A 24,957-nucleotide genomic window follows, 5' to 3' on the forward strand; every position below is an offset into this window, starting at 1 on the left:
TTCACTCCCGGCTCGCCGCAAGCGGCGCGGAGGCGTCAGGCGGACTCACCCACAGTCGGAGTGGCCAGGCACGGCTGGCGCCGTCCAGCACCTGGCGCCCCCCGATGACAAGATCATCGGTATTGCGGATCAGTGACGGCAGGCGCGGCGCAGCTTCGTCCACCGCGCGGCGCAGCGTGCCGGCCGCACTGCGCGCTTCGCTGGCGGCGCCCTGCGCAGCACCCAGGGTGCCGTCGAGCCGGTCCAGCATGCCCGGCAGCCGCTGCTCCAGTTCGCCGGCGATACGCTCGGTGCGGCGCAGCGCCGCATCGGTGCTGGCCAGCACCTGCGGCACCTGCTCGCCCGTGAGGCGGTCCAGGTTGGCCAGCAGCTTGTCCACCGCGGCCCGGGTCTCGTGCAGCTCGGTACTAAGCCTGCGCACGTTGGCGGCAGTGGCACGCAGGTCTCCCTGCGGATCATTCAGATAATCGAGGGTGCCCTGTACCGAATCGATCACCGGCAGCACATGACCGCGCAGGTCGAGCGCGATTTCCGACAGGCCCATGGTGGGCGCGAAGGTCAGTTTGGCGCCATCTTCCACTGGCGGGGCATTGGGGCTGCCGCCGACGATCTCGATATAGTGATCGCCGATCAGCCCTTCCTGCTGCATCAGCGCGCTCGAATCGGGCTTGATCCATTTCAGGTAGCGCTCCTCGACCAGCAGCTCCACATCCACTTTGGCCTGCTCGTTGAGCGCCACGCTGTCGACCACCCCGATCTTGAATCCCGACAGGCGCACCTGCATGCCCGGCAGCATGCCCTTGCCGTTCTCGGCCACGAAATGCAGGCGGCTCTTGGGCACGAAATACCCTTGCTTAAGGCCAAGCAGCACCACCAGCATGATCAGCAGCATCGCCGCGCTGCCGACGAATGCGCCCACCCGCCAGCTGAGCCATTGGAAACGTGGATCGTTGTCCCGGAGTAGCTTCATGGTCGATCGGATACGGTAAGTTGGGCCGCATCCCCGATCAGCAGCCGTTGGAAGCTGGCCGAAGGCGGCGGGTAGGCGGCAGCGACGAAGGTCACCGCCTGTTCTGTCATCCGTTCAAACAATGGCCTGCAGGCAAGGCCGCGACCGTAGGCGAGAAAGGCGTACCAGTCGCCGTCGATCACCAGGCAGGAAGGCTCGAGCAACGCCGCCCGCAGCAGCGCAAGTTCCTGACGCTGCTCGCGCCCCAACGCGGCGGGCAGGCCCTGACAGATGCCGACGGCCTGCGCCTCGTCGACCCCGACTTCGGCAAACAGCGCCAACAGCGCGGTTTCCAGCCCGGCCAGCGAGTCGCCGTGATGGTACCACGCAGGCAGGATCAGGTTTTCCCACACCCTCAGGTTGTTGACCAGCCCGCCGTTGCCGTCCAGGCTCGCCACCTTGCCCGGCCAGACATCGAGCGCCACGCGCGCAAGGGTATCGAGCCAGTTGTCGCGCTCGATCTCGGCATGCGCCTCCAGCCAGTAGCGCTCGCCCACGCGCACGGTGAGCCCGGGTTCGAGCGCCAGGGTGAACACGGCTTGTTCCATCAGGCCACCACCGCCCACAGCAGGTCCAGCAGGAAGACGAGCACCAACCCCCGCACCACGGCGCGCGACGATGCCTTGGGAATCTCGGTGACATAAGGCTTGGCGCGCAGCCCTACCAGGCAGGCGACGAGGGCGGCGGCAAAGCCGAACAACGCCGATTTGGCAAGACACACCCCGACCATCACCGGCGTGAGGATGCGGTCCAGCTGCAACAACTGGTAGGCCACATCGGTGCCATAGGAAAAGACCGCACCGCCCAGCTGGGCCGACAATGCCAGTAGGAACCCCAGGAAGGTGGCGGCCAGCGTCATGCCCAGCAGCCGCGGCAGGATCAGGTAGCCGATCGGATCGATGCCAAAGCGCATCAGACTGCGGATTTCACCATGCACGCGCATGCTGGCAAGCTCACTGGCCACCGCCGACGAGGAGCGCGCAATCAGCACCAGCCCCACCGTCAACGGTGTCAGCTCGCGAAAGCTCAACACCGCCAGCAGCCGCATCGCCGCCTCGCGGCTTTGGCCATATTGGTCATGCAGTTGACTGACCACGATACCGCCCAGCGCGAAGCCGATCAGCAGCATGATCAGTGCGGCCTCGTTGCCGGTGAAATAGATCTGTTTGAGCAGCACCCGGCGCACCGGCCGGCGGCGTAGCTCGAACAATGAAGTCAGGACAGGCAGAAGAGCGCGCATTGGGAGGCCGGGGGCTGACCGGCCGACTATAGCAAAGCACGGCTATAATCGTCGCCATCTCCACACCGACCGATGCGCCCCGCGATGAATCCCGCCGCGTTCCTGCTGATCGGCCTGGGTGCCGCCCTCGGTGCCTGGGCCCGCTGGGGGCTGGCGCTGCTGCTCAACCCACTGTTTCCCGCCATGCCGCTTGGCACGCTGGCAGCCAACTGGATCGGCGGCTATCTGATGGGCATCGCCATCGGCGCGTTCAGCCTGTGGCACAGCGCGCCGGTCGAGCTGCGGCTGTTGCTGACCACCGGTTTCCTGGGCGGCCTGACCACGTTCTCCACCTTCTCGGCCGAAGTGACCGCGATGACGCTCAAGCAGCAACCGGGCTGGGCGGTGTCGACCATCGTGGCGCACGTGGCGGGCTCGCTGCTGCTCACCTGGCTTGGAATACGCACCATCGCCCTTATTAAGGGATAAGGAGGCGCCCCGCCCCCGCGGCGCCCCTGCCGGGGCACGACAGCAGCCGATGCCGGTGGATGCGAAAACCCAATTGCTTTCATAGGCTTTTCCGATTGGCTCCTCGCCGAGCCTCACGTTTACACTATGCGCCTTTGCGCATATCCACCAAGGAAGAACGCCATGGCCTCCACGCATTCCCGTCTGTTGATCCTCGGTTCCGGACCGGCGGGTTATACCGCCGCCGTCTACGCCGCCCGTGCCAATCTCAAGCCGGTCCTGATCACCGGCCTTGCCCAGGGCGGCCAACTGATGACGACGACCGATGTGGACAACTGGCCGGCCGATGCCGAGGGTGTGCTGGGCCCGGATCTGATGGTGCGTTTCCAGAAGCATGCCGAGCGCTTTGGCACCGAGATGATCTTCGACCATATCCATACTGCCGATCTGCGTGCCAATCCGAAGAAGCTGATCGGCGACGCCGGCGAATACACCTGCGATGCGCTGATCATCGCCACCGGCGCTTCGGCCCAGTATCTCGGGTTGCCGTCCGAAGAGGCGTTTGCCGGCAAGGGCGTCTCGGCCTGCGCCACCTGCGATGGCTTCTTCTACCGTGGGCAGCGGGTGGCGGTCGTCGGCGGCGGCAATACCGCGGTCGAGGAGGCGCTGTACCTTGCCAACATCGCCGATCACGTCACGCTGGTGCATCGCCGTGACACCTTCCGCGCTGAGAAGATCATGGTCGATCATCTGATGGAAAGAGTGCATAGCGGCAAGATCTCGCTGGCGCTGAACCAGACCCTGGACGAAGTGCTGGGCGACGCGAGCGGTGTCACCGGCATGCGCCTGAAGTCGACCCAGGACGGCAGCACGCGCGAGCTTGCGCTGTCCGGCGTCTTCATCGCGATCGGCCACAAGCCCAATACGGACCTCTTCAGAGGCCAGCTGGACATGGACCAGACCGGCTACATCATCACCCAGGGCGGGCGCGAAGGGAACGCGACCGCGACCAGCATCCCGGGTGTGTTCGCCGCCGGTGACGTACAGGACCATATCTATCGGCAGGCGGTCACCTCGGCCGCCTCGGGCTGCCAGGCCGCGCTCGACGCGGATCGCTATCTCGAGACACTGCGTTGACCATGCCGGCCGGACCCGCAGCCGCCATTCAGCCGCCGCGGCGACGCTTGGCCGTGGCCTTGCTCGGCACGTGGGCGCTGGCGATCTGGGTCGGTTCGCTGCTGCCGCTGGCCGGCCCGCCGCTGGCCCAGGGCGACAAGCTGCAACACCTGTTCGGGTACGGCATGCTGGCCTGGCTGGGCCTCCGGGCCTTTCCAGGACGCCCCCTTGCGGTATGGCTGGGGGCGCTGCTGATGGGGGCTGCGGTTGAGGTCGCACAGTCCTTCACGGCCTGGCGCAGCTTCGATCTCTACGATATCGCGGCCAATGGCCTGGGCGCCCTGGTCGGCATCGTGATCTGGCAGGCCGGCACATACCGCACGCGGCATCAGGCGAATATCCAGGACTGATCGGGCGGGACTTTCGCGAGGCGGCCGGCCTTGATGTCAGCCGCCGCTGCACCGTCGCGCCAGCCGGCCGTTCGGCCACCTTGGCGCACGCCGGCTTCCACCCCTCTTCTCTTCCACCCCTCTTCTACAAAAAAAAGCGCGGCTTGCGCCGCGCCAGAGAAATCAGTCTTGGGTCACACCATGCATTGAACCGGTCAGGTATCGGCCGTTCCCACACTGCCGTGCAGTTGCTGCGTCGTGCGCTTGCCGTCGCGGCGGTACTTAGAGAACAGCGTCTCCCACTCGATCACCACCGAGCCGCCGGTCGACTTATGCTGCTCGCCCCAGTCCTCCAGCAGTTCCAGGCAGGCCGGATCGATGTAGCTCAACTCGCGGATGTTGACGTGCAGCTCGACGTTGTTCGGCACCTTTTCCAGCACAGCCGCCAGCTTGGGCAGACGGATGAAGGTGGCCGCGCCGCTGAGCTTGAGCACTGCACGGTGCGTCACATGCTCGACCTTCAGGTTGGTGTCCAGGTGCAGCAGGTCGTACAGCAGCTTGCCGAATGCGAGGCCGATGCCCAGGATCACGCCATCCAGCAGGTCGCTGCAGACAATGGCGACCAGCGTGATGATGTAGATGCCCAGCTCCACCTTGCCGAAGTGCATCAGCTTGGCGATATCGCGCGGGTTGATCAGCTTGCAGCCGATCACGATCAGCACGGCGGCGAGGCTGGCGATCGGAATATGGCGCAGCACGACCGGCAGCAACGACACGAACAACAGCAGCCAGATGGCGTGCAGGATGGTCGAACCGCGCGACTTGGCACCGGCCTGCACGTTGGTGCTGGAGCGGGCGATCACCCCGGTCATCGGCAAGGCACCGATCAGGCCGCATAAGGTATTGCCCACGCCCTGAGCGAACAGCTCCTTCGAGTACCGGGTACGCGGACCGTCGTGCAGCTTGTCCACCGCCACGGCCGACAGCAGCGTCTCGGCGCTGGCGATGAAGGCCATCGCCAGCGCGGCCATGAACAGCGGGCCGCTGAACGCACTGCTCAAACTGGCCATGCTCGTCACCTGCACACCTTCAAGCAGATTGGACGGCACGTTGACGTAGCGGATCGGCAGATTGAGCACGGTGGCAAGCAATGCCCCCATGATCACCGCCACCAGCGGTGCCGGCACCAGCTTCATGGACTTGGGCGCGAATTTGCTCCACGCGAGCAGCACCACAATGGTGAAGACGCCGACCATTGCCGCCAGGTGTGAACTGGAACCACCCACCTGACCGAGCAGCGTGCCCTGGCCTTGCGCCAGGTTGGTGACCACCGAGGCCAGCTCGCTCGGGAAGTGCGCCAGGTTGCGGATGCCGTTACCGATCGGCTTGAGGTCCAGCATGATGTAGAGCTGGGCCGCAACGATCGATACACCGATACCCGCCAGCATGCCGTGGATCACCGAAGGCGACACGGCGCGAAACCACTGCCCCAGGCGGAAGGTACCCGCCACCATCTGCAACAGACCGGCCATGAGCACCACCGGACCCAGCGCCAGGATGCCATGCTGCTGGACCAGCTCCCAGTTGATCACCGCCAGGCCCGCAGCCGGACCACTGACCAGCAGCGGCGAACCGGCAAGTATGCCGGCGAAGATACCGCCGATGATGCCGGTGAGGATACCCAGCGCCGGCGGCACCCCGGAGGCGATGGCAATCCCCATGCACAAGGGCAGCGCCACCAGGAACACCACGATCGATGCCAGAAAATCAGCCGCCGCGTGGCGACGCCAATCCAAAATCCCCTGCAGAATGCCGCCTTTGCCTTGTTTGGCGTCGCCTGTCCCGCGCGAGGCGGACAGTGCGTCCACCTCGCCGATCGACAAGGTCGCCTGTGCCGAGTCTTTCATGATGCTCATCCTTTCCTAGGTCTTAGGCGGTCTCGAGTTCCAGCGAGGCCAGAGTCGAGAAATGACCGCTTGCTTCGTCCAGCACGTGGACGTCGCCACTGGCAATGTCGTAGACCCAGCCATGCAGCTTGAGGCGGCCTTGGGCCAGGCGTGCGTTCACCGAAGGAATGGTGCGCAGGTGGTTCAGCTGCACCCGTACGTTCTGCCGGATCGCTTCCTCGAGCTGTTCATTTTCTGGCAGTTCCTGGCACATGCAGCGCACCACCGAACGCGTCGCTTCGGCATGGGACAGCCAGCGCGCCACCGTCGGCAGTTCGCTGAGCTTTTCCGGATGCAGCAGGCCCTTCATCGCGCCGCAGTCGGTATGGCCGCACACCACGATGTGCTCGACGCCCAGTACCAGCACGGCGTAGTCGATGGTGGCTTCCTCGCCGCCGCCGGTCATGCCATGCGGGGGGACGATGTTGCCGGCATTGCGCAGCACGAAGATGTCGCCGGGTTCGGTGTGGGTGAGCAGGTTGGGATCGATGCGTGAATCAGAGCAGGTGATGAACAGCACTTCCGGCTGTTGCCCTTGGGCCAGGTTCTGGAAAAGCTGGCTGCGGTAGGGATGGGTGTGGGTCCGGAAACGACGTGCGCCTTCGAATAACTTTTTCATGACAGGGTACCTCTCCATGTGGTGGGGCCGTCCTTATACGGAACACGGTGTATTCCGTCGGCAGCTGCGGAGCAGTATCCGAACCCTGGCTGTCAGTTAGCCAACAAACATGCCACGCTCAACACCTATAAACAGCCGTACATCACGGAAAGGTAAAGTCAGGATTTGAATCCGGTTGCTTCGCGCCAGCGCTGAAGCAGCACATTACGCTTAAGGTCATCCAAATAGATAAGCAACCCACGACCAGGAAATATCGGCTCGAAGCTGTCACCGAGCAAACGGCTCAAGGCATCGAAATCACGGGCCTCGCTGGCCAGCCTGCGCACCGAGAAGGTACCCGGCGTGCGGGCCAGGAGCCGCTGCCCTTCCTCGGAAAGCACGAAGTCCAGCCACAGTTTGGCGGCACTCGGATGCGGCGCGTATCGAGAGATCAACGCCAGCCGTCCCATCACCAGGGTGTAGTCATGGGGGTAGATCACACCGAGACGTGGATCCTTGCCCGCCCGTTCGGCCGCGTATGAACCGATCACGTTGTAGGCCAGCAACGTCTGCCCGGCCGACAGCTCGTCGAGCATGGTGGCGGACGAGCCGTGTAGCCGTACCTTGGAACGCCCGAACTGGCGCTGCAGCCGCCAGGCCTCCTCGCGCGCCACGCGCACATCCTGGGCAAAGAAGTTGAACCCCACTGCCGATCGTTCGATGTCGTAGCTCGATATGCGGCGTTGGAAGCGTCCCGGATGGCGCTGCAGCATCTGGCGCAGCGCAAGCCGGCTCTCCGGCACTTCATGGGGTTGCAACAGCTCGCGGTTGTATACGAATACCACCGGCTCGAACGACGTCACCCACACCTGCTGCTGGTATCCAGCCCATGGCGGCAAGGATTGGGCGTCGTAAGGTGAATAGGCTGCGGCATGGCCGTCGTTGGCCAGCTTGATCTGCAGGTCCATCGCCGAACTCCACAGCACGTCGGCGACGGGTGTGCCCTGGCGCACATCCTCCAGGAAACGTTGCTGCAATACGATACTGTTCATCTCGCGATAATCGACCCGCACGCCATAGCGTGCCTCGAACGCTGCCACCAACGGGCGTGCGACGACCGAATCGGTGACCGAGTAGATCACCAGATGGCCTTCCCCGCGCGCACGTGATACGAGACGATCGCGGGAATTGTGCTGCAACAAGAAAAAGAGCAGGGCCAAAGCCACAAACGGCAACGCCACCACCCAATAACGACGCCATGCTTGCATCGAAGCCCCCGTCCTGATCGCGAGAGCGCACTTCATCTGTAAACGTTCCGGCCGCAGCCTAGTGGGCAAACCCTACATTACACTTTCATTTCCACTTCCTTTTGGCGCTGACAAAAGGTGCTGGTGTTCCCGGGCACGATGGTTACCATCCTCGAATATGTAAAACTCCTTATGGACACCTGATGCGCATCTTGCTTGTGGAAGACAATCCCCAGCTCTCCGAATCACTGTGTACGGCTCTGGAGCAAGCGGGCTTTGCAGTCGATGCGGTCCATGACGGCGAGGCGGCCGACCACGTGCTGCATACGCACGATTATGCACTCGTCGTACTTGATCTGGCACTGCCGCGCCTGGATGGATGGGAAGTTCTCAAGCGATTGCGGGGACGGCGGGCACGTGTGCCGGTGCTGATCCTGACTGCGCACGGCGCGCTCGAGGACCGGGTACGCGGGCTGGACCTGGGCGCGGATGACTTCCTGTCCAAGCCATTCGAACTTGCCGAACTCGAAGCGCGGACCCGCGCGCTGATCCGCCGCGCCAACGGTCTGGAACAGGCGCGCATTCCGTGCGGGCCGCTGGTCTATGACACCGTGACCCGGATGTTCACGCTGCACGACCAGCCGCTGGTGCTGACCCCGCGCGAACATGCGGTGCTGGAGATCCTGGCGCTGCGTGCCGGGCGCGCGGTGGCCAAGGAGACGCTCACCGACCAGATTTTCGGCATGACCGAAAGCGGCAGCCCCGAAGCCATCGAGATCTACGTCCACCGCCTGCGGCGCAAGCTGACCAGCGACGATATCTCCATCGTCACGCTGCGTGGCCTGGGCTACATGCTTGAGACCCGTTCCGCCATGCAATGAAGACAAGTAGTACGCTGCGGTGGCAGCTTGCCGTTTCGTTGTTGCTGCCGCTGCTGGTCGTGCTGATCATCGATGCGATCCTGACCTATCAGCATTCGTTGACCGCGGCGAACGCGGTGTTCGATCGGACCTTGCTCTCGTCGGCCAAGTCGATCGCCGACGGCGCACGCATCCGCAACGGGCGGTTGAGCGTGGATCTGCCGCATCTGTCGCTGGAAAGCCTGGAAGGCAATGTCTCGGTGCGGGTGTTCTACCGGGTGGATGACGCGGAGGGACGGCGCATCACCGGCTACGATGATCTCCCGCCACCGCAACGCCCACCGGTGTTCTACCGCCCGGCCTATTACGATGCCGAATACAAAGGCGAGAGCGTGCGCATGATCGCGTTGCGCCAGCCGGTGCACGAGGTATCAGCGGCGCAGACACTGGTGATCTCGGTGTTGGTGGGCGAAACCGGCGAGATGCGCCGCGCCTTTGCGCGCCACATGCTGGTCAAGACGCTCTGGCGCCAGGCGTTGTTGATCCTGCTGGTGATCGCCATCGTGCTGGGCGCGTTGCACCGTGGCCTGCAGCCGCTGCGAAATCTTTCCGAAGAAGTCAGCACCCGACGGGAAGACGAGCTTGCACCGTTCCGCGCGCCAGGGCGGCCTAGTGAGCTGCAACCGCTGGTGCGCGCGCTCAATCAATATGTGGCACGCATTCAGCGCATGCTGGCCGCCCGCCGCCGCTTCTTCGCCGACGCGGCGCATCAATTGAAGACTCCGCTGGCAGTGTTGCGTGCCCAGGTCGAGCTGGCCGAACGGGAGCCGGAGCTGCCCGGCGTGCGCCAACGGCTGGCGACGATGCGCGGCTCCCTGGAGGATGCATCACGCGGTGTGGTGCAACTGCTTGCACTGGCGCGCCTGGAGAACGAGCGCGGCGACACGCTGCCGTTGTTGCCGCTCGATCTGGCCAGTGCTGCACGCCAATGCGCGCTGGAATGGGCGCCGGTCAGCCACCGGCAGCGCGTCGACCTGGGCGTGCAGGAGACCGTGCCGGTCAAGATCCTGGGCAATCCACAGCTGCTGCAGGAACTGATCGGCAACCTGATAGACAACGCCATCCGCTATGCGGGTGCCGGCAGCACCATCACGCTGAGCACCATGCAGCTGGGCGAACAGGCCATCCTGATCGTGAGCGACAACGGGCCGGGCATCCCTGAAGCCGAGCGCGAACTGGTGTTCCAGCGTTTTCATCGCGGCTCCACCGCGCGTGGCGAGGGCAGCGGGCTCGGACTGGCCATTGTCGCTGAGATCGCAGCCCGCCATCAGGGTCGCATCATCCTCGACGAAACGCCCGGAGGCGGGCTGACCGTACGGGTCTGCTGGCCGGCATTGCTGCCCGAATCCTGAATCCGGCCACACGCAGCCTGTCGTCACGTCGGCACGGCGCCCGGTGAAAACGCCGCCAGGCCCATGTTAACCTGTGCCTGAACGGGGGAACATGAACGATGGACGGCGACGCCAAGGAGCAACTGAAGCGGCTGCGCAAGGCACTGGCGGCGATATCGGCACGCCCGCCCCCGCCGCCGCCACCTCCCGCCCCACCCGACGACCACACCCTGTTCATGCGTGCGGTGGAGGGTGTGCAGCCCTTGGCATTCGACTACTTCGTGCACCCGCCAAGCCGCCCCAGCCCGTGGCCCTTGCAACGCTGGCAGGACGAAGCGCGCGTCATGGCCGAGGCCATGAGCGATTTCTGGCCGTGGGACGAGCTGGAAAGCGGTGAAGAGCTGCTGTACCTGCGTCCAGGCATGCGACCCGACACGCTCAAGCGGCTGCGGCGCGGCGAATGGGTGGTGCAGGCCGAGCTGGATCTGCACGGACACACGGTGGACAGCGGCCGGCTGGCGGTGGCCGAGTTCCTGCAGCGCAGCCGACGCGCCAATCAGCGATGCGTGCGCATCATCCACGGCAAGGGGCTGGGGTCCAAGCAAAAGCAGCCGGTGCTGAAACTCAAGCTCAAAAACTGGCTGGCCCAACGCGACGAGGTGCTGGCATTTGCCCAGGCACGCGCGGTCGACGGCGGCAGCGGCGCGGTGCTGGCGCTGATCAAGGGTTGGCAGGAGCGCTGACGGCACTTTTGACGCGTATTGCAGCCCAAGCCTGCGTTGCATTCATCCCTGGAGACGATCGTGGAACAACAGTTCGAGCAGACTACGCTGGCCGGTGGCTGCTTCTGGTGCCTGGAAGCCGTGTTTCAACGTGTGCGCGGCGTGCACGACGTGGTATCGGGTTACACCGGCGGCCACACCGACGCACCCGACTACCGGCAGGTCTGCGCCGGACAGACCGGGCATGCCGAGGCGGTACAACTGCGCTACGACCCCGCCGTGATCGACTTCGACACCCTGCTGGACATTTTTTTCACCATCCATGACCCCACCACGCCCAACCGTCAGGGCAACGACGTCGGTACCCAATACCGCTCGGCGATCTTCTGGCACACGCCGGGGCAGCAGGCCAGCGCGCAAGCCAAGGCGGCCCGGGTCAGCGAGGAACTGGGCATGCCGGTGGTGACCCAGATCGTCCCCGCCGGGATTTTCCATACCGCCGAGAGCGAGCACCAGGACTATTACAACCGGCACCCCAACCAGCCCTATTGCATGGCGGTGGCCGCGCCGAAGGTGGCCAAGCTCAAACGTCATTTCGCACAACAGGTGCAGGCGTAGCACCTGGCGCACTGCCAGCGGCACCCTGATCCACTCACCCGGAGCCGCCCTGCCTGCCACCGCCCCCACGTAGGCACGGTGGCAGGCAGGTTACTGCGCCCGGCAGCACGGCTATAATCGCGGTTTTCCCAGCCCCTGCCGTTCATGTCGCCGCGACTCGACCTGCTCCAGCCCTACCCTTTCCAGAAGCTGCGCGAACTCTTCGCCGGGATCACACCCGATCCAGCCCTGCCGCATATTAATCTCTCAATCGGCGAGCCCAAGCATCCGGCGCCGCAGCTGGTCGCTAATGGCCTGCTGGAAAATCTGTCCGGTCTGTCGTCCTACCCCGCCACCCAGGGTTCGGACGCGCTGCGTCAGGCCATCAGTGCGTGGATCGCCCGACGCTATGGCATCGCCGCGCCCGATCCGGCCCGCGAGGTCCTGCCGGTGAACGGCAGCCGCGAGGCACTGTTTTCCTTTGCCCAGGCGGTGATCGATACCCGGGGCGGCACCACCCCTGTGGTGCTCTCGCCCAACCCGTTCTACCAGATCTATGAGGGCGCGGCACTGCTGGCCGGGGCCGAACCCTACTATGTCAACTGCCTTGCGCAGCACCGCTTCCAGCCCGATTGGGATGCCGTACCCCAGGACATCTGGGCCCGTACCCAGCTCGTCTACGTCTGCTCGCCGGGCAACCCGACCGGGGCGGTCGCCACGCTGGCCGACTGGCAACGGCTGTTCGAGCTTTCCGACCGCTACGGCTTCGTGATCGCCAGCGACGAGTGCTACTCGGAGATCTATGAGGACGCGCCCCCCCTGGGCGGGTTGGAAGCTTCGGTGCAGCTGGGGCGCGGCCTGCGCAACATCGTCATGTTCTCGTCGCTGTCCAAGCGCTCGAACGTGCCGGGCATGCGCTCGGGCTTCGTCGCAGGCGACGCCGCCTTGCTTGAGAAATACCTGCTCTACCGCACCTATCACGGTTGCGCGATGAGCCCGACGATCCAGGCAGCGAGTGCGCTTGCCTGGGGCGATGAAGCGCATGTGGCCGAAAACCGCCGCGAGTACGCGGCCAAGTTCGCCGCGGTGATGCCCATCCTGCAACCGGTGCTGCAGGTCGAGCAGCCGGACGCCGCGTTCTATCTCTGGGCCAAGACCCCGATCCCCGACACCGACTTCGCCCGCCAGTTGTATGCCCAGGCACATGTCACGCTGCTGCCGGGCAGCTATCTGGCACGCGAGGCCCACGGCATCAACCCGGGCGCGGGTTATGTGCGTATCGCACTGGTCGCCCCCCTTCGCGAATGCGTGGAAGCCGCAGCGCGCATCACCCGCTTCTGCGAACGCATTTAACCGTTTCCACCCCCACAGGAACCGCCATGAGCAACCTGCAATCCGTCATCGAAACCGCTTTCGAAAACCGGGCCGATATCACCCCGGCCTCGGTCTCGGCCGAGCTGCGCCAGGCCATCGACGAAGTCATTCACGGCCTGGACCGCGGCACCTTGCGCGTGGCCGAGAAGATCGATGGCGCCTGGCACACCCACCAGTGGCTGAAAAAGGCGGTACTGCTCTCGTTCCGTATCAATGACAACGTACCGATGGCAGGCGGCTGCACGCAGTATTTCGACAAGGTGCCCAGCAAGTTCGGGGACTACACCGAAGCCGATTTCCGTGCCGGCGGCTTCCGCGTGGTGCCCAACGCCATCGCCCGCAAAGGCGCCTTCATCGGCAGGAACGCGGTGCTGATGCCGTCGTATGTCAATATCGGTGCCTATGTCGACGAAGGCACCATGGTCGACACCTGGGCCACGGTGGGCTCATGCGCGCAGATCGGCAAGAACGTGCACCTGTCGGGCGGCGTCGGCATCGGCGGCGTGCTCGAACCTTTGCAGGCCAATCCAACCATCATCGAGGACAACTGCTTCATCGGTGCACGCTCGGAGGTGGTGGAAGGCGTCATCGTCGAGGAAGGCTCGGTGATTTCGATGGGCGTCTATATCGGCCAGTCCACCCGGATCTACGATCGCGAGACCGGCGAGGTCAGCTATGGCCGTATTCCGGCAGGCTCGGTGGTCGTCTCGGGCAACCTGCCGTCCAAGGATGGCCTCTACAGCCTGTATTGCGCGGTGATCGTGAAGAAGGTGGACGCCAAGACCCGCGCCAAGGTGGGCATCAACGAGCTGCTGCGCGGCATCTGATGCCAGTCTGCTGGCGACGTTGATCGCCGCGTCGTGCAAAAAAAGGGGGCGCCGGTGAGGCGCCCCTTGAAGTTTGCGTGCAATGAAAACGGTTGAGGTCAGATCTGCAGGTCGGCGCGCAGCCGATTGAAGGCGCGCTCGGTGGCGCTCTCCTCGTCCGCGGCGATACGCAGACGGCCGGATTCGAGATGGCGCAGCAGTTCGGCCCGGGTCAATGTCAGCCCGGTCTCGCCCTGGCGATTGGTAAACAGGTAACGTGTTCCCTGCGGGCTGATCCAGGACAGCCTGAGCCGTATGCTCACGTTGTCCTCGCGCTCCCAGGTGATCCAGTCGCCGCGGGCAAGCGCCTCATCCGGCCCGCTGACCGCGGCCTGCCCTGTTGCCACCGGCGCAGTCCCCTGCTCCTGCGGCAACGCAGCGAACTCCGCTGCCGGCCCCATGGGGCGGGTCAGGTTGGAAACCGCTGCCGTGGGATTGGCGACGGGCGGCGCGCCAAACACCGGCATGGCGCCGCCATCGGTTGCGGCCTCGGTCGCAGGCGTGCGCAGGCCACTGCGGATGGCCATCGCATGGCATTGCACCAGTTGCGAGAAGAACGAACGTGATGCCTCGGCAGGCATGCCGGCGAGCTTGCCGCCCTGCTCCAGTAACTTGAGCATCGGCGGCAGCAGATTGACAAGCTGCAGCCGCTCCTCCGGCGTGCGCTTGGGGCGCAGGCTCCACAGCAACTCGTCCATGGCGCGCACGTATTTGGCGAATGCCTCGCCGTACTCGCCTTCCGGGCCGTAGCTGGCGGTCAACGCGGCTTTCCACCAGGTGCCCAGGAAAGTCCGCACCAGCTCCGGCGCGTCGGCGTAGGCCTCCAGCCGCGCTTCGATCAGTGCATTGGCGGTGACACTCGCGAATTCGAGCACCTCGTGCCGGATCAGATCCTGCGCGGCATCGCTGGCCTTAGCCTCCGCCTCGGCATGCGCCTGGGCATAATGGCGCTCGATTTTCTGCAAGGCGTCGTCAAAGGCGGCGACGTCGTCCTCGAAGTGATCGACGATCCAGGCCACAGCGTCACTGAAGAGCACGAACTCCGGATCGTCGGGCGCTGGTTCGCCGTCCAGGTCGATGAATGCGTCTTCCAACAGATCGACCACGCGCCGCGCCGGGTGCTGCTTGCGGGCAAAGAAGCCCGAATCGAGCAGCGCCACCTTGAGCACCGGAATCTGCAGCCGGGCCAATAGCCCCTTGGCGGCATTGGCCAGGTGCGGGTCCTCGAACAGCCGGTCGAACAGCATCGACACCAGATCGAATGTCATGGTGTCGATGCGGTTGAGTTCACCGGCCCAGCGCGTGCTGCGCAGCAACGCCAGCAGGTTTTCGGGCCGCTGGTTGGGTGCACGCGTGGCGCCGGGCGGATCGTGCTGCAGATTGTCGAGGAAGGAGAACCATTCAGGGCGCAGACTGGCGCCGTGGGACTGCGCCTCACCCGCCGCCAGCCGCATGAAATGCTCGGCCAGCTCGGGCGAGATGGTGTAGCCACCCGGGTCGGCCCCACCGCCAGGCAGCGCGGCATGCCTCGGGGACAGGCCCAATTGCGTCTGCACGCCCGGTGCCTGCTGCCCCGGGTCGCCGGTGGCGGCCTGCCCGCTGGCGCCATATGCCCCGCGCGCAACGCTGCGTCGCACCACACTCTGCGGTGCGCGCGGCTGCACGTCCTGCTGGATCAGATATTGGTTGATGCTTTGATAGACGCCGGCGACACGGTCCGACAGTGTGGATTCGAACGACCTGAGGGCCACCAGACGCGCGCCCAGCCCGCTTTCAAGTTGCCGGCAGGCCGCGAGGAAAGCCTGGCAGATCGCCTCCGGGCTCAGCGGGTTGGCCTGCGCCGCGTCCGTCCGCTCCGGCAGCAGCGACGCCAGCCGCAGCTCCAACTGCGACAGCGTGTCCCCGCCCTTTTGCTTGAGGGTGTTGGCGACATGCGACGCCGTCAGGCTTTCCTCGTAATCGTCGTTGGCCACGAGAGCCAGTTCGCCCGGGTCTATCGTCACCTGGAAGAACCCCGAACCATTCTGCTCGCCGTGCCAGCGCTGATTGAACGCTTCGATGAACTGCTGGCGGAAGGCGTCGAGGATGTCTTCCTTCTTGCTCTTGATCTCGCCGCGGGCGGCAAAGTAGACATCGCGCAGATGGCGATCGAATGTCTCTTCGGCGAGCTGGAAGAACTTTTCCTCCAGCTCGGAGAAATACCCGTCGAGCGATTCCGAGAGCAGCCCGAGCGCCATGTCGCGGCACGCCTCAAGCGTGGCGCCGGCCGAGGGCGGCCCGGGCTGCGGGATTCTGGCCTGGTTCATTCGAAAGTCTCCAGGAGGAGGTGGTTTGAGCGGCTCCGCCAAATATTAGCACGGGATAATATTAGGGCCGCAGGGTTAGTCATACGTAAAAACATCGCGTTTGTCGGCCGATCTGCGGCCGACCCGTTCCCGGAGGTCGCGGCGCTGCGGAAAACCCCTGCTGGCAAATGGGCTGAGTATGTATAGATTCAAATCAGTCACCGCGCCTCAATTCCCCTTGCGGTTGCAAACCGGTGCCGCTGCGCCGTGCAGCCGTCCCGTCGCTGCCCAGTGGCCTGCCGCATCGCCATCGCTGCACGCACCCGGTATGGCGGGCACGGCGCCGGTGTCCGTATCCGCCCCACCTGCCTACGAGGACCCCCACCGCAATGAGCTATCTGATCGACAAGCAGGATCTGGCGGCCTTGCTGGCTGCGGCCCCCGAGGACAGCGCCTTCCGGGATTTTCTCGGGGCCTACTACCCCAACCTGAGCCGCGAGGATTTCGCCTCCCGCAGTGTCGAGGACTGGCTGGGCGCGGCATCCGCCCACTACCGCTTTGGGGCGAGACGCCTGGAGGAGGCGGTGCTGCTGCGCGTGTACAACCCGAGCCTGCCCGAGCACGGCTGGGAATCGGGCCATACGGTGGTGGAAATCGTGGTAGCGGACATGCCCTTCCTGGTCGACACGGTCGGCATGGCGCTCTCAAGGCTGGGATACAACGTCCACCTGGTCCTGCATCCGGTGCTCGGCGCACGGCGCGATGGCCAGGGCCAGGGCCAGTGGCAGGGGCTGCTGGCAGAGGGCAATCCCGAGTCGTGGATGCGCTTCGAGATCGACCGTGCGTCCGACCCACGGGCCCTGCAGGCGATCCAGGACGAGATCACGCATGCGCTGTTCGCGCTGCACACCGCGGTTTCCGACTGGCCGGCGATGATCGCGCGGCTGCACGATCTGCTCGCCGCGCTGGGCGACGATCCGCCGCCACTCGCCGAGGACGAGCTCGCCGAGAGCACCGCCTTCCTGCAATGGCTGCTCGACGGGCAGTTCGTATTCCTTGGCTGTCGTGACTACCGCTTTGAAGACACCGAGCTTGGCACGCAGTTGATGATCCTGCCGGGTTCAGGGTTGGGCCTGCTGCGCGACGAGGGCGCCGGCGGGCCCTCGCGCACCTTCGCCGCGCTGACCCCGGCGCTGCGCGAGATCGCCTACAACAATCAGGAACTGCTGATCCTGACCAAGGCCGATACGCGCTCCATCATCCACCGGCCCACCTACCTGGATATGGTGTGCGTGAAACGCATCGACGCCAGCGGCACGGTGACAGGCGAACTACGGCTGCTCGGGCTCTACACCGCCAGCGCCTATACCACCCCGCCGCGGCAATTGCCCATCCTGCGGCGCAAGATCGAGCAGGTGATGGCGCGCTCGGGTGCCAATCCCGCCGGCCATCGGGGCAAGACACTGCTCAACGTGCTGGACACCTATCCGCGCGAGGAACTGCTCGAAATCGGTGTCGACGAACTGTGCCGGATCGCCCAGGGCGTGGTGTCGCTGCACGAGCGCCACCGGGTACGGACCTTTTTCCGCGACGATCTGTACCGCCGCTATGTCTCGATCATGTTGTACATGCCGCGCGACAACTACACCACCGACGTGCGGGTGAAACTGCAGCGGCTTTTGAGCGAGCGCTTCTGCGCCCAGAGCGTCGAGTTCAATGTGCTGCTCTCGGACAGCCCGCTCGCCCGCATCCATTTCATTGTCCGTATCGCGCACGGCCGGTATCCCGACTACGACGCCGCCGAACTCGAACGCGAGATCGTGCAGATCGCCCAGCGCTGGCAGGATGAGCTGCGCGCGCAGCTGCGTCAGCATGCCGGCGAGGAAAGCGGCGCGGCGCGCTACCTGCTGTACCAGCGGGCCTTCCCGGCTGCCTATGCCGCCGACTATTCGCCGCGCGCGGCCGTGCACGACATCGAAACGCTGGAGAGCGTGCGCACGCGCGGCCACATCGGCGCACGGCTGGTGGCGGCCAGCCATGGCGATACCCGGCTGTGGCGCCTCAAGCTCTATCGTGCAGGCGCCATCGAACTGTCGGACTGCCTGCCCCTGCTGGAAAACCTGGGCGTGCGGGTGTTGGACGAGCGTCCGTACACCATCAGTTTCGAACACGGCGAAGCGGCCTGGATCGTCGACATCGGCCTGCGCCTGCCGCAGCCGGACCTGCTCGAATCGCCGCAGGCGCGGCAGCGCTTCATCGAGGCATTCGTCGCACTGTTCGACGGGCTGGGCGAGAACGACCCGTTCAACCGGCTGATCCTCGTGACACAGCTCGCATGGCGCGAAGTGCTGCTGCTGCGCGCCTATGCGCGCTACCTCAAACAGATCGGCCTGATCCTCGATACCGAGACACTGACCGAGACGCTGCTCAAGCACCAGGACCATGCCGCGGCGCTGGTGCGGCTATTCAGGCTGCGCTTTGACCCCCAGGGGCACGATCAGGCCGCGGCCACCGGGCTTGCGCAGGCACTCGTGGCGCAGACCGACCGGCTGGCAAGCGCCGACGAGGAGAAGATCCTGTCGGCCTACCGCCACGCCATCCTGGCGAGCGTGCGCACCAACTACTTCCAGACCGACAGCACCGGCAAGGCCAAGCCCTACCTGGCGCTCAAGCTCGCCCCGGCCGGCATTCCGCGCATGCCCCAGCCGGTGCCGTTGTTCGAGATCTTCGTCTACTCGCCGCAGATGGAGGGCATCCATCTGCGCGGCGGCAAGGTGGCGCGCGGCGGGCTGCGCTGGTCCGACCGGCGTGACGATTTCCGCACCGAGGTGCTCGGTCTGGTGAAGGCGCAGATGGTGAAGAACACGGTGATCGTGCCGGTCGGCTCCAAGGGCGGCTTCGTGCTCAAGCACCCGCCCACCGAACGCGAGGCACTGCTCAAGCAAGGCGTGGCCTGCTACCAGACCCTGATCCGCGGGCTGCTGGATCTGACCGACAATCTCCTCGATGGGCAGGTGCGTGCGCCGGCGCAGCTGTGCCGCCTGGACGAGGACGACCCGTATCTGGTGGTGGCGGCGGACAAGGGCACGGCCAGCTTCTCGGATATCGCCAATGCCGTGTCGCGCGAGTACGGCTTCTGGTTGGACGATGCGTTTGCCAGCGGCGGCGGCAACGGCTACGACCACAAGAAGATGGGCATCACCGCGCGCGGCGCCTGGATCTCGGTCGAGCGGCATTTCCGTGAGATGGGCATCGACGTTGCGAGTGATCCGATCACCGTTGCCGGCATCGGCGACATGTCCGGCGACGTGTTCGGCAACGGCCTGCTGCGCTCGCAGGCGGTCAAGCTCATCGCGGCGTTCGATCACCGCCACATCTTCCTCGATCCGGACCCCGAGCCGGCACGCGCCTTCGCCGAACGGGAGAGGCTGTTTGCCCTGCCCCGCTCGTCCTGGGCCGATTACGACCCCGCCGCGATCTCGGCGGGCGGCGGCGTCTGGCCGCGCAGCGCGCGCAGCATCGCGCTGTCCGCACCGGTGCGCGCCGCGCTCGGCATCGACGTCGACGAGCTGGAACCGGCGCAGTTGATCCAGGCCATCCTCAAGGCACCGGTGGATCTGCTCTACAACGGCGGGATCGGCACCTACGTCAAGGCCGCAGCGCAAAACCAGGCCGAAGCCAACGACAGGGGCAACGACGCGGTACGGGTGGACGGACGCGAGCTGCGCTGCAAGGTGGTGGCCGAAGGCGGCAATCTGGGCTTCACCCAGCTTGGCCGCATCGAGTATGCGCTGGCCGGCGGGCGCATCTTCACCGATGCCATCGACAACTCGGCTGGCGTCGACTGCTCGGACCGCGAGGTCAATATCAAGATCCTGCTGGGTCGGATCGTCGCCTCGGGCGATCTGACCGAGAAGCAGCGCAACGCGCTGCTGGGCAGCATGACCGACGAAGTCGCGGCACTGGTGTTGCGCGACAATGCGCTGCAGACACTGGCGATCGCACTGGAGGCCGAACAGGCGGTGTCGCTGCTACCGGTGCATCTGCGCCTGATGCAGACGCTGGAGCGGCAGGGCAAGCTGTCACGCCGGCTGGAGTACCTGCCCTCGGACAGCCAATGCCAGGAACGGCTGCAGGCCGGCCAGGGCCTCACCCGCCCCGAACTCGCCGTGCTGCTGGCCTATGCCAAGATCGTGCTCAAACAGCTGCTGCTGGCCGCCCCGCTGGTGGATGAGCCGGGCTGGAACGGGGTATTGCAGCAGGCATTCCCACCGGCGCTGGTCGAGCGCTTCGGCGCGCGGTTGCCCGAGCATCCGCTGCGGCGCGAGATCATCGCCACCGTGCTGACCAACCATGTGGTCAACCGCTACGGCATCAGCTGCGTGTTCCGGCTTGCCGAGGAGACCGGCAGCGACGCGGCCCGGGTGGTGCAGGCGCTCTATGAAGCACAGGCCCTGCTCGATGCCGAGGCGCTGGCGCGGCTGGCCGAAACCCTGTTCACACGCGGCGCGCCTGCGCGCGAGATCTATCACCTGCTGCTGGGCGCCCGGCGCCAGACCGAACGCGTGGCCCGCTGGCTGATCCAGCTCTCGCCCGATCCGGCCGCGCTCGATCACCTTCGCACCTGCGCCGCGCTCAGCCTTGCGCAACTGCCCGAATGGCTGGCCCAGCAAGGCGTGGCGCGCGAACGGCGCGAAACCTGGCTGGCGAACGGCATTCCCGCCGATGCCATCAATCGCGCGCTGGCGATCGACTACGCGCTGCCGTTTCTGGAACTCGCGCGCGGCACCGGCGACACCGGCACGCTGGCGGAACGGATGCGGCTGTATCTGGCGCTGGGCGAGCGGCTTGGTTTCAACTGGCTCGCCGCCGCCATCGAACGGCTGCCACGCGACAACCGCTGGCAGGCGCTGGCGCGGATCGCCGCGCGCGACGACCTGATGCGCCTGCATGTGAGTCTGGCGCAGCAGGCCTGGCACGGCGGGGGCGACGGCATCGACGCCCGGCTTCATGCCTGGCTCGAACGGATGGGCGTGCCGCTCGCACAGTGGCACGCCCTGCTGCAGGAGCTGCACGACAGTGCGCCTGACCTTGCGATGATCTCGGCGGCACTGCGCGAACTGCGGGCGCGGCTCGTCGAATCCGCCCCGTCCTAGACCACCCGGCGCGGATCCGGGCAGGCCGGCGGCCTGCCCGGATCGACACGCCGGATGCCGGCGGCTGCGCCCGGCACCGATGGCGCCCAGGTTCCCTGATATAATTGCCGGTTTCGCGCAATCCGAGCCATGACGTCATGGAAGCCGAACAGCTAAACCAGATCCTTGCCCATCTTGAAGACCTCGCCGCCCGCGCCGATGAACTGAAGCGCTACCTCGACTATCCGGCCAAGCGCGACCGGCTGGAGGAGGTGATCCGCCTCTCCGAAGACCCCGAACTGTGGAACGATCCGAAGAAGGCACAGGAGATCGGCCGCGAGCGCAAGGCACTGGAAGACGTGGTGCTGGTGCTCGACGACGTCGCCCGCGGTGCCTCCGACGCTGGGGAACTGTTCGAGATGGCGCGTGGCGAGAACGATTTCGACACCTGCGCCGCGATCGAGGCGGACGCCCAGGCACTCGAGGAGAAGATCGCCAGACTCGAATTCCGCCGCATGTTCAGCAACCCGATGGACCCGAATGCCTGCTTCATCGACATCCAGTCGGGCGCCGGCGGCACCGAGGCGCAGGACTGGGCCGGCATGCTGCTGCGCATGTACGTGCGCTACGGCGAGCGCAAGGGCTTCAACGTCGAGGTGCTGGAGGAATCCGAAGGTGAAGTCGCCGGCATCACCAGCGCCACCATCAAGCTTTCCGGCGAATACGCCTACGGCTACCTGCGCACCGAAACCGGCGTGCACCGGCTGGTACGCGTATCGCCCTTCGATTCCAACGCCCGCCGCCACACCTCGTTCTGCTCGGTGTTCGTCTATCCCGAGGTCGATGACAGCATCGAGATCGAGATCAACCCGGCCGACGTGCGCACCGACACCTTCCGCGCCTCCGGCGCCGGCGGCCAGCACATCAACAAGACCGATTCGGCGGTACGCCTGACGCACATCCCCACCAACATCGTGGTGCAGTGCCAGAACGACCGCTCGCAGCACCGCAACCGCGACGAGGCGTGGCAGATGTTGCGCGCCAAGCTGTACGAGCTGGAACTGCGCAAGCGGATGGAGGCGCAGCAGCAGCTGGAAGCCGGCAAGTCCGACATCGGCTGGGGCCACCAGATCCGCTCCTACGTGTTCGACCAGAGCCGCATCAAGGACCTGCGTACCGGCTATGAGGTGGGCAACCTCAAGGGCGTGATGGACGGCGACCTGGATGGCTTCATCGAAGCCAGCCTCAAGCAGGGCGTGTAAGCCTGCCCCCAAGCAATCAGTGGAATCACAGTGATGAGCGAACAACAACAAGCCCTGCCCCAGGACGACAACCAGATCATGGCCGAGCGCCGTGCCAAGCTCGCGGTCCTGCGCGAGGCCGGCCCGGCCTTCCCCAACGATTTCAAGCGCGAGCACTTCGCCGCCGATCTGCACGCCAAGTACGGCGAGCAGGAGAAGGAAGCGCTCGATGCGCTGGCAGTCGAGGTGACCGTCGCCGGCCGCATGATGCTCAAGCGGGTGATGGGCAAGGCGAGCTTCGCCACGGTGCAGGACGGCTCGGGCCGCATCCAGTTCTACATCAGCCGCGATGCGGTCGGTGAAGATGTCTACGCCAGCTTCAAGACCTGGGACATGGGCGACATCCTCGGCGCCACCGGCAAGCTGATGAAGACCAAGACCGGCGAGTTGTCGGTCGAGGTGACGGCACTGCGCCTTCTGACCAAGAGCCTGCGACCGTTGCCGGACAAGTTCCACGGCCTCTCAGACCAGGAGCAGAAGTATCGCCAGCGCTATGTCGACCTGATCACCAACGAGGTCAGCCGCGACACCTTCATCAAGCGCTCCAGGATCGTGCAGAAGATCCGCGAATACATGGTGAACGAGGGGTATCTGGAGGTGGAGACGCCGATGATGCACCCGATCCCGGGTGGCGCCACCGCCAAGCCTTTCACCACCCACCACAACGCGCTGGACATGCCGCTCTACCTGCGCATCGCGCCGGAGCTGTATCTGAAGCGGCTGGTGGTCGGCGGCATGGAGCGGGTGTTCGAGATCAACCGCAACTTCCGCAACGAGGGGATGAGCACGCGCCACAACCCCGAGTTCACCATGATGGAGTTCTACGAGGCCTACGCCGACTACCAGCGCATGATGGACCTCACCGAAGGGGTGATCCGCTACGCCGCGCGCGAAGTGCTCGGCCATACCGCGATCGAATACCAGGGCAGGATGGTCGACCTCTCCAGGCCGTTCGCGCGCTTCACCATTGAAGAGGCCATCCTGCACTACAACCCGCAGTACACCCGCGAACAGTTGAACGATCGCGCCTGGCTCAAGGCCGAGATCGCTCGCCTGGGCGGCAAACCCGTGCTCACCGACGGCATCGGCGGGCTGCAGCTGTCGTTGTTCGATGAAACCACCGAGGCGCAGCTGTGGGAGCCGACCTTCATCGTCGACTACCCGGCCGAAGTGTCGCCGCTGGCGCGCGCCAACGATGCCGATCCGGGCATCACCGAGCGCTTCGAGCTCTTTATGGTCGGCCGCGAGCATGCCAACGGCTATTCGGAGCTGAACGACCCCGAGGACCAGGCCGCGCGCTTCCAGGCCCAGGTCGATCTGAAGGACAAGGGCGACGACGAAGCCATGCACTTCGACGCCGATTACATCCGTGCGCTCGAATACGGCCTGCCGCCCACCGGCGGCTGCGGCATCGGCATCGACCGCCTGGTGATGCTGCTGACCGACGCACCGAGCATCCGCGATGTGATCCTGTTCCCGCAGATGCGCCGCGAGGACTGAGCGCGTGCACATCGCCCTCCAAAACGCCGGCCTGGTCCGGCGTTTTTGCATGGTGCTGCTGTCCGGGCTGTTGGCCGGTGGCGATGCACGCGGTGAAACCACTCCGGCCCCGGCGCGCTTTGTGCTGACCTTCGACGACGGGCCCAGCCTGTGGCGGGAACAACCGACCGACCGCATCCTCGCGCAGTTGGCGGACAACCCGGTGCAACCGGGCATCAAGGCGCTGTTCTTCGTGCAGACCGGACACCAGGACCACGGTGCGCATCCGGACGGCCAGGCCCTGATGCAGGCAGCCTGCGCGGCCGGCCACCGGCTGGCGGTGCACACGGCCACCGCCGCCGGCCACGTGCCACACCCTCGACTCGCGCCACACGAGCTGGCCGCCTCGCTCATTGCCGGCCGCGCCGCCATCGCCGCCCGGTGCGGCGCCGCAGCCCCGCTGGTCCGCCCGCCGGACTGGGCATTCAACGCGCAGACGCAGGCGGTGTACGCGGCGCAAGGCCTGGGCATGCTGCTGACCGACGTGAACGCGCGCGACGGCAAGATCTACGGCTGGAACATCAGCCTGCGCCGCCGCGGCCACCTGCGCAGCGAGCTGGCCCGGGTGCTCGCCGCGGCGCAGTCGGGTCGGTTGCAGCCGGTGGCCGGGGTGCTGCCGGTCATCGTCACCTTCCATGACACCAACACCTTCACTGCGCGCACCATGCGCGAGTACCTGCAGATCCTGGTCGAAGAAGCCCGCACCGTCGGCCTGCCGCTGGCCGACCCACCCTTCTATGCCGAGGGCGATGCGCTGGTACAGGCCGCACAACAGCGCGCCACGGCCGGTGTCTACGCCCGTACCACCTGGCCGTGACAGCCCTTGCCGCAATCCTGGCGGCTTTGCACAATCGCGCAGGCCAACGGCACCGGCGAATCGACCCTTTCCCCGCCC

At 65.6% G+C, this 24,957-nt stretch carries 20 protein-coding genes; 13 read left to right on the top strand and 7 right to left on the bottom strand.

Annotation, left to right across the window (positions count from 1 at the left end):
* Window position 1: 1 nt before the first annotated feature.
* The 3 genes from N8I74_RS13465 to N8I74_RS13475 are packed head-to-tail and all read right to left on the bottom strand — an operon-like array spanning window position 2 to window position 2,249.
* On the bottom strand, window positions 2-970 hold the full coding sequence (locus N8I74_RS13465; RefSeq protein ID WP_263123619.1) for an MlaD family protein: 969 nt from the start codon (window positions 968-970) through the stop codon (window positions 2-4).
* Window positions 967-1,557 carry a hypothetical protein gene (locus tag N8I74_RS13470; RefSeq protein ID WP_263123620.1) on the bottom strand — a complete coding sequence of 197 codons (591 nt, stop codon included), beginning with the start codon at window positions 1,555-1,557 and terminating at the stop codon, window positions 967-969. Before N8I74_RS13470 ends, N8I74_RS13465 begins: the two co-directional genes overlap by 4 nt.
* Window positions 1,557-2,249, bottom strand: coding sequence for an ABC transporter permease (locus N8I74_RS13475; protein WP_263123621.1), 693 nt, complete (start codon window positions 2,247-2,249; stop codon window positions 1,557-1,559). Before N8I74_RS13475 ends, N8I74_RS13470 begins: the two co-directional genes overlap by 1 nt.
* 84 nt (window positions 2,250-2,333) lie before the next feature.
* Between N8I74_RS13475 and crcB the strand changes: the two genes are divergently transcribed.
* The 3 genes from crcB to N8I74_RS13490 all read left to right on the top strand — a co-directional run bounded on the left by crcB (window position 2,334) and on the right by N8I74_RS13490 (window position 4,222).
* The gene (gene crcB / locus N8I74_RS13480) at window positions 2,334-2,717 is read left to right on the top strand and encodes a fluoride efflux transporter CrcB (RefSeq protein ID WP_263123622.1); all 384 of its coding nucleotides are present in this window, start codon (window positions 2,334-2,336) and stop codon (window positions 2,715-2,717) included.
* 162 nt (window positions 2,718-2,879) lie between these two features.
* Window positions 2,880-3,833 carry a thioredoxin-disulfide reductase gene (gene trxB / locus N8I74_RS13485; RefSeq protein ID WP_263123623.1) on the top strand — a complete coding sequence of 318 codons (954 nt, stop codon included), beginning with the start codon at window positions 2,880-2,882 and terminating at the stop codon, window positions 3,831-3,833.
* Between the two features lie 2 nt (window positions 3,834-3,835).
* The gene (locus N8I74_RS13490) at window positions 3,836-4,222 is read left to right on the top strand and encodes a VanZ family protein (RefSeq protein WP_263126756.1); all 387 of its coding nucleotides are present in this window, start codon (window positions 3,836-3,838) and stop codon (window positions 4,220-4,222) included.
* A gap of 194 nt (window positions 4,223-4,416) precedes the next feature.
* Here the strand turns inward: N8I74_RS13490 and N8I74_RS13495 are convergent, their stop codons facing one another.
* From N8I74_RS13495 to N8I74_RS13505, 3 genes are all read right to left on the bottom strand, one after another.
* Window positions 4,417-6,108 (bottom strand): SulP family inorganic anion transporter, encoded by a 1,692-nt coding sequence (locus N8I74_RS13495; RefSeq protein ID WP_263123624.1) that lies wholly within the window; start codon window positions 6,106-6,108, stop codon window positions 4,417-4,419.
* Window positions 6,109-6,130: 22 nt separating this feature from the next.
* Window positions 6,131-6,766: a carbonic anhydrase gene (locus N8I74_RS13500; RefSeq protein ID WP_263123625.1), complete on the bottom strand. Its 636-nt coding sequence runs from the start codon at window positions 6,764-6,766 to the stop codon at window positions 6,131-6,133.
* 158 nt (window positions 6,767-6,924) lie between these two features.
* Window positions 6,925-8,013, bottom strand: coding sequence for an ABC transporter substrate-binding protein (locus tag N8I74_RS13505; protein WP_263123626.1), 1,089 nt, complete (start codon window positions 8,011-8,013; stop codon window positions 6,925-6,927).
* A gap of 182 nt (window positions 8,014-8,195) precedes the next feature.
* Here N8I74_RS13505 and N8I74_RS13510 point away from each other — a divergent pair, with 182 nt between their 5' ends.
* The 6 genes from N8I74_RS13510 to dapD all read left to right on the top strand — a co-directional run bounded on the left by N8I74_RS13510 (window position 8,196) and on the right by dapD (window position 13,763).
* Window positions 8,196-8,873, top strand: coding sequence for a response regulator (locus N8I74_RS13510; protein WP_263123627.1), 678 nt, complete (start codon window positions 8,196-8,198; stop codon window positions 8,871-8,873).
* Entirely contained in the window at window positions 8,870-10,264 is a 1,395-nt protein-coding gene (locus N8I74_RS13515) for a sensor histidine kinase (RefSeq protein WP_263123628.1), read from the top strand. Before N8I74_RS13510 ends, N8I74_RS13515 begins: the two co-directional genes overlap by 4 nt.
* 98 nt (window positions 10,265-10,362) lie before the next feature.
* Window positions 10,363-10,986, top strand: coding sequence for a Smr/MutS family protein (locus tag N8I74_RS13520; RefSeq protein WP_263123629.1), 624 nt, complete (start codon window positions 10,363-10,365; stop codon window positions 10,984-10,986).
* A 60-nt stretch (window positions 10,987-11,046) separates the two neighbouring features.
* A complete protein-coding gene (msrA, locus tag N8I74_RS13525) occupies window positions 11,047-11,583 on the top strand; it encodes a peptide-methionine (S)-S-oxide reductase MsrA (RefSeq protein ID WP_263123630.1) in 537 nt (178 codons plus the stop codon).
* A gap of 144 nt (window positions 11,584-11,727) precedes the next feature.
* On the top strand, window positions 11,728-12,915 hold the full coding sequence (gene dapC, locus N8I74_RS13530) for a succinyldiaminopimelate transaminase (RefSeq protein ID WP_263123631.1): 1,188 nt from the start codon (window positions 11,728-11,730) through the stop codon (window positions 12,913-12,915).
* A gap of 26 nt (window positions 12,916-12,941) precedes the next feature.
* The gene (gene dapD, locus N8I74_RS13535) at window positions 12,942-13,763 is read left to right on the top strand and encodes a 2,3,4,5-tetrahydropyridine-2,6-dicarboxylate N-succinyltransferase (protein ID WP_263123632.1); all 822 of its coding nucleotides are present in this window, start codon (window positions 12,942-12,944) and stop codon (window positions 13,761-13,763) included.
* Window positions 13,764-13,861: 98 nt separating this feature from the next.
* On the opposite strand, the gene N8I74_RS13540 is transcribed toward dapD, so the two are convergent.
* Window positions 13,862-16,108, bottom strand: a complete 2,247-nt coding sequence (locus N8I74_RS13540) for a DUF1631 domain-containing protein (protein WP_263123633.1) — start codon at window positions 16,106-16,108, stop codon at window positions 13,862-13,864.
* 368 nt (window positions 16,109-16,476) lie between these two features.
* Here N8I74_RS13540 and N8I74_RS13545 point away from each other — a divergent pair, with 368 nt between their 5' ends.
* From N8I74_RS13545 to N8I74_RS13560, 4 genes are all read left to right on the top strand, one after another.
* Window positions 16,477-21,243: an NAD-glutamate dehydrogenase gene (locus tag N8I74_RS13545; RefSeq protein WP_263123634.1), complete on the top strand. Its 4,767-nt coding sequence runs from the start codon at window positions 16,477-16,479 to the stop codon at window positions 21,241-21,243.
* A gap of 137 nt (window positions 21,244-21,380) precedes the next feature.
* Entirely contained in the window at window positions 21,381-22,484 is a 1,104-nt protein-coding gene (gene prfB, locus N8I74_RS13550; protein ID WP_263123635.1) for a peptide chain release factor 2, read from the top strand.
* A 33-nt stretch (window positions 22,485-22,517) separates the two neighbouring features.
* Window positions 22,518-24,023 (top strand): lysine--tRNA ligase, encoded by a 1,506-nt coding sequence (gene lysS / locus N8I74_RS13555; protein WP_263123636.1) that lies wholly within the window; start codon window positions 22,518-22,520, stop codon window positions 24,021-24,023.
* 4 nt (window positions 24,024-24,027) lie between these two features.
* Window positions 24,028-24,879 (top strand): polysaccharide deacetylase family protein, encoded by an 852-nt coding sequence (locus tag N8I74_RS13560; protein WP_263123637.1) that lies wholly within the window; start codon window positions 24,028-24,030, stop codon window positions 24,877-24,879.
* Window positions 24,880-24,957 lie beyond the last annotated feature (78 nt).

The organism is Chitiniphilus purpureus (assembly GCF_025642115.1).
GTDB lineage: Bacteria > Pseudomonadota > Gammaproteobacteria > Burkholderiales > Chitinibacteraceae > Chitiniphilus > Chitiniphilus purpureus.